The organism is Motilimonas sp. 1_MG-2023, from assembly GCF_030547455.1.
GTDB lineage: Bacteria > Pseudomonadota > Gammaproteobacteria > Enterobacterales > CBDFNC01 > Motilimonas.
In genome coordinates, this window is record NZ_JAUOPX010000049.1 from 24,804 (window position 1) to 31,318 (window position 6,515).

7 protein-coding genes are annotated in these 6,515 nt (G+C 47.6%); 3 read left to right on the plus strand and 4 right to left on the minus strand.

Annotated features, from left to right (window positions below; all coding sequences use genetic code 11):
* Positions 1 to 71 precede the first annotated feature (71 nt).
* Positions 72 to 1,313: an MFS transporter gene (locus Q4519_RS18840; RefSeq protein ID WP_303514942.1), complete on the minus strand. Its 1,242-nt coding sequence runs from the start codon at positions 1,311 to 1,313 to the stop codon at positions 72 to 74.
* Between the two features lie 95 nt (positions 1,314 to 1,408).
* Between Q4519_RS18840 and Q4519_RS18845 the strand changes: the two genes are divergently transcribed.
* Positions 1,409 to 2,311 (plus strand): LysR family transcriptional regulator, encoded by a 903-nt coding sequence (locus Q4519_RS18845; RefSeq protein ID WP_303514944.1) that lies wholly within the window; start codon positions 1,409 to 1,411, stop codon positions 2,309 to 2,311.
* A 270-nt stretch (positions 2,312 to 2,581) separates the two neighbouring features.
* Here the strand turns inward: Q4519_RS18845 and Q4519_RS18850 are convergent, their stop codons facing one another.
* The 3 genes from Q4519_RS18850 to Q4519_RS18860 all read right to left on the minus strand — a co-directional run bounded on the left by Q4519_RS18850 (position 2,582) and on the right by Q4519_RS18860 (position 4,377).
* The gene (locus Q4519_RS18850; RefSeq protein ID WP_303514945.1) at positions 2,582 to 3,091 is read right to left on the minus strand and encodes a YdeI/OmpD-associated family protein; all 510 of its coding nucleotides are present in this window, start codon (positions 3,089 to 3,091) and stop codon (positions 2,582 to 2,584) included.
* Between the two features lie 447 nt (positions 3,092 to 3,538).
* A complete protein-coding gene (locus Q4519_RS18855) occupies positions 3,539 to 3,901 on the minus strand; it encodes a VOC family protein (protein WP_303514947.1) in 363 nt (120 codons plus the stop codon).
* A gap of 101 nt (positions 3,902 to 4,002) precedes the next feature.
* On the minus strand, positions 4,003 to 4,377 hold the full coding sequence (locus tag Q4519_RS18860) for a nuclear transport factor 2 family protein (protein ID WP_303514949.1): 375 nt from the start codon (positions 4,375 to 4,377) through the stop codon (positions 4,003 to 4,005).
* Positions 4,378 to 4,581: 204 nt separating this feature from the next.
* Between Q4519_RS18860 and Q4519_RS18865 the strand changes: the two genes are divergently transcribed.
* The gene (locus tag Q4519_RS18865) at positions 4,582 to 5,469 is read left to right on the plus strand and encodes a site-specific integrase (RefSeq protein ID WP_303514954.1); all 888 of its coding nucleotides are present in this window, start codon (positions 4,582 to 4,584) and stop codon (positions 5,467 to 5,469) included.
* Complete coding sequence (locus Q4519_RS18870; protein ID WP_303514956.1) at positions 5,466 to 6,506, plus strand: transposase; 1,041 nt, start codon at positions 5,466 to 5,468, stop codon at positions 6,504 to 6,506. Before Q4519_RS18865 ends, Q4519_RS18870 begins: the two co-directional genes overlap by 4 nt.
* The last annotated feature ends 9 nt before the right edge of the window (positions 6,507 to 6,515 follow it).

Consider the following 6,515-nt stretch of genomic DNA (forward strand, 5'->3'; position numbering starts at 1 on the left):
TCGATGATATAAGACACAGCAAGAAAGGGCGTAACGCCCTTTCTGTTTTCTTTACTGGATTAAGGGGAATACTAGCCTGCCGGGTTTTCTCCGTGCGCCAAATGCTTACAACGCTGTTTTGGCTGAATCTGTTCAGGCTGAAGGGGTGCCTCTCCCGTGTCTGCACCTGACAACTTGGGCGATAAACCAAGTACAGCTAAACCAGCCAGCGCGACAGCAGCCCCCGTCCAGATCACACTATGAAGACTATAACCAATATCCAGCATCAACCCAGCAACAAAGCTACCAAACATAATGCCAACGTTAATCACGGAGGCGTGCAAGGTGTTGATAAAAGCCCGTTGCCCCTGCGGTAATTCCATCAAACGGCTGACCAAAGCAGGGTTGAGGCTAATACCACAAAACCCCATGACAATCAGACAAGTCACCGCTACCCAACTGCTCTCTACAAACAGGGCAAAGACCGAAAAAGTGCCAATCAGAATGAGCAACCCACTTATCAAAGTTACTTTCGCGTGTTTCACCGCCAGCATAGCTACGACATGATTACCAGCCAACATGCATACCCCGTAGGCGAACAGCAGCCAGGTCACTGCATTTTCTGGTAAGCCTGCCAAATCGGTCAGGAGCGGCACGATAAAACTGAATGGTGCATACACCGCACCTATCACACAGAAACTGGTGGCAAACACCCACCATAAACGGCGATCAAGCACCCCTTTCAATTCCTGTTTGATCGGGTGTGGTGCTTCAGCCGGTAAGGAAGGAATGGCTTTAAGCGTGATCAGAGCACTGATTGTTCCAAATGCCACCACCAGATAAAAACTCTCGCGCCAGCTCCATTGTTCAGCCACCACTTTTGCCAGCGGCAGACCAATAATCGTCCCGAGCATGATGCCAGCCAGCACCAATGCTACTGCGCGTAAGGTATCCTGAGGTGCCGTCATACGAGAGCAAAGGCCAATGGACACACCAAAGAATGCACCAGCCACCATACCCGTGATGGCTCGCGCCACCATCAATTGACTATAATTTTGCGCCAGTGCACCAAACAGCTCACCCAACAGGAAAATGACATACAAGCAAACCAGAATGGTACGGGGCGCAAAGCGCGACAAAATCAGCATTAAGATCGGGCCACCGATCGCCATACTGGCAGCAAATGCCGACACCAGATATCCCACCTCCGCGATGGTAACCCCCAAGTCTGCGGCCAACTCTGGCATAAAGCCCAGCACCTGCAACTCGCAGGAAATCATAATAAAGATACCGAGGCTGAGTAAGTAAACCCCGGAAGGTAGACGAGATCGCATAATTTCATTCCATATAACGGTTAAGATTCACTCAGTATCATTTATGAAATATCATAAATAAATAATTAAAATTCATTTCAGTAATGATCTTATTTATGAATCTTGACCTTAATGCCATCCGCCAGTTTGTTAAAGTCGCGGACCTGCGCAGCTTTACCCTTGCAGCAAGCCAGCTGGGGATCACCCAATCCGGAATTTCACGAGCGATTAGCCGATTAGAAAAGCAATTAGGGGTAAAATTGCTGCACCGTAATACTCGCAGCCTAAGCCTGACTGCAGACGGCGAATTGTTTCTCTCCCGAGTACGGCCATTGATCACTGGCCTGTCTGATGCACAGCACGAAATTCAACGCCACGGCTGCACCCCTAAAGGCACACTTAAAATCAGCGCCCCTTCAGCATTCGGCCGTGCCATCGTTATCCCGATGGTCAGCGAACTGTTAACCACCCACAAGCAGATGGATATTGAACTGGTGTTGACCGATCGCTTGGTCGATATCGTCGACGAAGGGTTTGACGCGGTGATCCGCAGCGGCCCGGTGGCGGATGCCAGAGTGATCGCCAGACAATTAGCACCGGCACATTGGATAACCGTTGCCTCGGCAACCTACCTTGCCCGCCACGGCGTTCCTCAAACCCTTGCCGATCTGTCACAGCACAATTGTCTGCGGGTCAGATTGGCGAGCAATGGTCAGATCAACCCGTGGCAGTTTAACCATAACGGCAAGGCAACCCGGCTAAATGTGAGCGGAAACTTGCTGCTTGATCATGGCGACCCATTGGTAGACGCCGCAGTCAACGGCATCGGCATCGCCCAGCTATTAACCTTTTTTGTCCGTCCCTATCTGGCAAACGGTCGTTTGCAGCAAGTGTTGGCTCAATATGCCCCTACGCCGCAATCCCTCAATCTGCTTTACCCACCTTCGCGCCAGTATTCTGCCAAGTTGACGGTATTTCGCGATGCCTTAATGAAACATTGGAGCACCAGCCCGAAATAAAGGAGCCATAACGGTAAAACTCACTGATGCTGCCGCGGTGCTTTCCAGCGCCCGTTAGCAAATTTAGGAGGGATCTGTAAATTCTGCTTGTTGGCTGAAGTTGTACTTTGGTGTATTAAACTCATTGCTAGGCAGCAAAAATGGCAATAACAGTTTCAAGCCAACACCATCAAAACACGTCACGTTTTGTCAATAACACGGGTTGCAAAAGAGGTGCTAAAGCGACTGAAAACCAGTCCGACAACATGCGAATGCAAGACGATAAGCTTGCTATTTAGTTCCCATTGGGCTTAATTTTCTAGCATTTCTTTCAATAGTGATATCCAAGGCTTCACGAATGCGCTTTTCCCGTGTGTCGGGTTTTACAGCTTCACCAATCTTCCGGATTAAATAATTTCTTTTTCCAGGTGGAAGATCCATGAACTCATCTATCATTCCACTCGTCTCTAGCAATGCTAGTAAATCATTAGGAACATCTACGTCTTCAGGATCTAGAACTACGAAATCAAGTTTAATATGGTCGCCCGCTTTAGTTTTCGTGAGCTTACGAATTTTTGCTTTAATACGAATATAGTGCTTGCCACCGCCAACCGGAAATAAGCTTACTTGAAATGACTCTGAATGATTAACACTAGCACGAACCAATACAGGCCCTTTAGTTCCAAGTGATTCTGTTATTTCAGAAGGCACACTAACAGCGCAGTAATCCATTCCCTCTGCCCAGTTCTCTAATGTCGCATAAAAACCAAACTGTTTTCCGATTAAAGAGCTATCTATCATAGGTAATTCTCAATTTCACAATCGTGCTAGAGCGGCCATTACTGGGCAGGCACGACACAGGTCCGGACGTGCGCTTATTTTAAAACACAAGACTGCATCGAGCTTTGGGCTCTTCCGTTATATTTTCACGCGTGTCAATCAACACGCACCTAGTGTCAGCCAACGTGAATGAACCGCTTACTCATTCTTGGTCGCTCAACTTCGTCATAGACTAGCATTTTATTACAATTTCTCCAGCCGTAACAAACTGATAAGGATGATGTATATCATTATCGCCCCTTACATAAATCCCCCTCGTCTTGAGAAAGTTACTCAGGCTAAACGCGGTTAAGGCCATTACAGCTATTTACTTAATATGAAAAGAGCTAAGATTGACGAGGCTCTGTACTTGTCCTCTACCCAAATATGGAGTGTCGGCTTCGAGACTATTCTTGTTGTATGTGCGCGCTACAAATACACCACAGCTTCAACATTATTACCATCTGGATCTAAAACGAATGCGGCATAATAGTTTGGTGCATAATTTTCACGCAGCCCCGGTTTGCCGTTGCATTGATATCCTTCACTTAAAGCAACCTGATAGAATTTCTCAACAGATTTCTTGTTCGAAGCTGAAAAAGCTATATGCGAATTAGTGCAATTGTCACTTTTCTCTATCAAGAATCTGACTTTGTCCTCACCAATGATGCCAAAGCCCGCGGCAGATTTATCTGACCATTTGATTTCGATTTTCAGTGGTAAAAGGACTTTTTCATAGAACCTTTTACAGCCATGAAAGTTTATGGTTCTGATTTCAAAATGATCTATCAAATCAATTTCCTTTCTGGTTTATGAAGATGAGGTTGATATTACGCAAGCTCTTAACCCTTTAGCACACCCAAGACCGGAGCTTGAACTTGTTAAGTCTCTTGTTATACAAAAATTGTTGAATGAGCCGACACAACTTGAAGTTTGCCATCTTTTTTAAGCCAAACTCTCGAAAATACAAAACGTCCATTGGCATCTGCACCATCGTATGTCCCAACAATTTCTGCATTCGCGTAAACCAAGACACAATTCCCATGAGGCTCGACTTGTAAATCACTTAATTCAATTGATGCGATAGATAACAAGCCTGATTGATGAAGCGCAATATCATCTTGTTTCGAAACTCTATGTCCAAAGTGATTGATGAATACCAAATTATCAGCAAGCAATTCGTCTAATGCCGCAATATCAGAACTAACCATCGAAGCTTTTAGCCGGTGTTCGGCATTGATAACTTCCTGTACTAATTGGAACTCCATTCTAACTTCTCCTGATTTCGTATAACGCTGCGCTAATCGGACTAAAACTGTGGGTTAAAATGTGTAGCGAAGCGTAACGTAACCCACTGTTTTTGTTCCGTTTAAATGCCTTGTTGAACGAAGCCGCTGCGCGGCAGAGTGTGGCGGATATTTCATACTCAAGTAACCCCTGTCACTTTGATCGGGCTTACTGGAGTAAAACCCATGAATACCACCGACCAACAACGCTTTGAATTTCTTTACCAACAACATCTTACCAACTTAACTTTGCAAGGAAAACGTCCCGCAACGATTGATGCCTATTCTCGTGCGGTGCGTCGCCTTTCTTCGTTTTTTGACCGTGCGCCTGATGCCATGACCGCGGCGGATTTGAAGACCTACTTTGCCAGTATGATTGCCACTCATTCTTGGAGCATGGTTAAAATTGACCGCAATGGCTTGCAGTTTTTCTATCGCTACACCCTCAACCGCCAGTGGGAGTGGCTTAACATTGTTAAACCGCCGCAGGTGAAGCGCTTGCCAGATGTGTTGACGTCAGCCCAAGTCGGCTTGCTGATTTCCATGACGGTGAAGTGTCGTTACCAAGTGTTCTTTTTGGTGCTCTATACCTTGGGTTTGCGCTTGAGCGAAGGGCTTAATTTGACCATATCGGATATCGACAGCGCATCAATGCAGGTGCATGTGCGTGACGGTAAAGGCGGTAAAGACCGATTGGTGCCACTGCCTTCTCGCACCTTGGTGGCGCTACGTGGTTACTGGGCTACGCATCGCCATCCTCGCTTGTTGTTTCCAAAAATGGGGCCCGACAGCGATGTGCCAATGGATAAAGGCTGCGTGCAAAAAACCCTCAAGCGGGTACTGGCTGATTGCAATATCCATCAACACATTAGTCCCCATTCGCTGCGCCATTGTTATGCCACCCATTTACTTGAGCAGGGATTGGATTTACGTTCACTGCAAGCCTTGCTCGGTCACGCCAGTCTCAATACCACCGCGCGTTACACCCACCTGACCCGTGTGAAACAAGCCGACAGTGTGTTAGCGGTGAACCAACTCGCTGATAAATTGGTGTTGATGTGGGCTAACTCATGAGCGCCTTTATTGAAATATTGCGTGAGCATCAGGATGCGCTGCGCCAGCAATACAATCTCAACAACGACGTACGCCGTGCCATTCATGCTTTATTACGATGCCAAACCGAGCAACAAGGCAGCTCAAAATGGCAATGTCGTCACTGCCCGCATCAGGAAGTGACGCCATTATCGTGTGGGCATCGGTTTTGCCCGCAGTGCCAGCAGCGCACCGCGTCCCAATGGTTATGGCGACAACAAAGTAAGCTGCTACCCACCACCTATTTTATGGTGACCTTCACCTTGCCTTATGAGCTGCGCCCCTTAGCCGCCTCACACCCGCGTCATCTGTATCCGCTGATGTTTAAAGTGAGCGCCCAAATCCTTAAAGACTTCGCCGCCAAACAAAACCAAGGCGAGCTCGGCTTTACCTCGGTGCTGCACACCCACAGCCGACAGCGTAATCTGCATCCGCACTTGCACATCTTAGTGGCCGGAGGGCGCTATGACGCCAGCAAAAAACACTGGTACAAAGGCAAAAAAGACTACTTGTTTAACGCCTTTGCACTGGCGAAAGTGTGGCGCGCCAGAATGCTTGAAGCCATCAATCAACATCCAAGCTTGAGCTTGCCCAATCACGTCCCACCGAAATGGGTAGTGGATTGTCGCGCCGTGGGGGAAGGCTTGCCGACGCTGAAGTATCTCTCGCGCTACTTGTATCGCGGTGTATTGCCCGACAAAGACATCATTGACATCACCAAGGATAACGTCACGTTTCGTTATCGCGATGGACAAACTAACCACTGGAAGCAGCGCACACTGCCAACACTGAAGTTCTTGATGTTAATGTTGCAACACGTGTTACCAAAGGGGTTACAACGCGCCCGTGATTACGGCTTTTTACGCGGTAACTCCAAAGGATTACTGCACCAAATACAGTGCTTACTGCTGCCGTTATTGCAATTGCTACTGGGGGTTGAACCACCGAACCAACCCACGCGCACTTGCCCGTGTTGCCAGCACAGCATGCAATGCATTGGCATCAGCCGACCGAGGTAGTTCAATCAC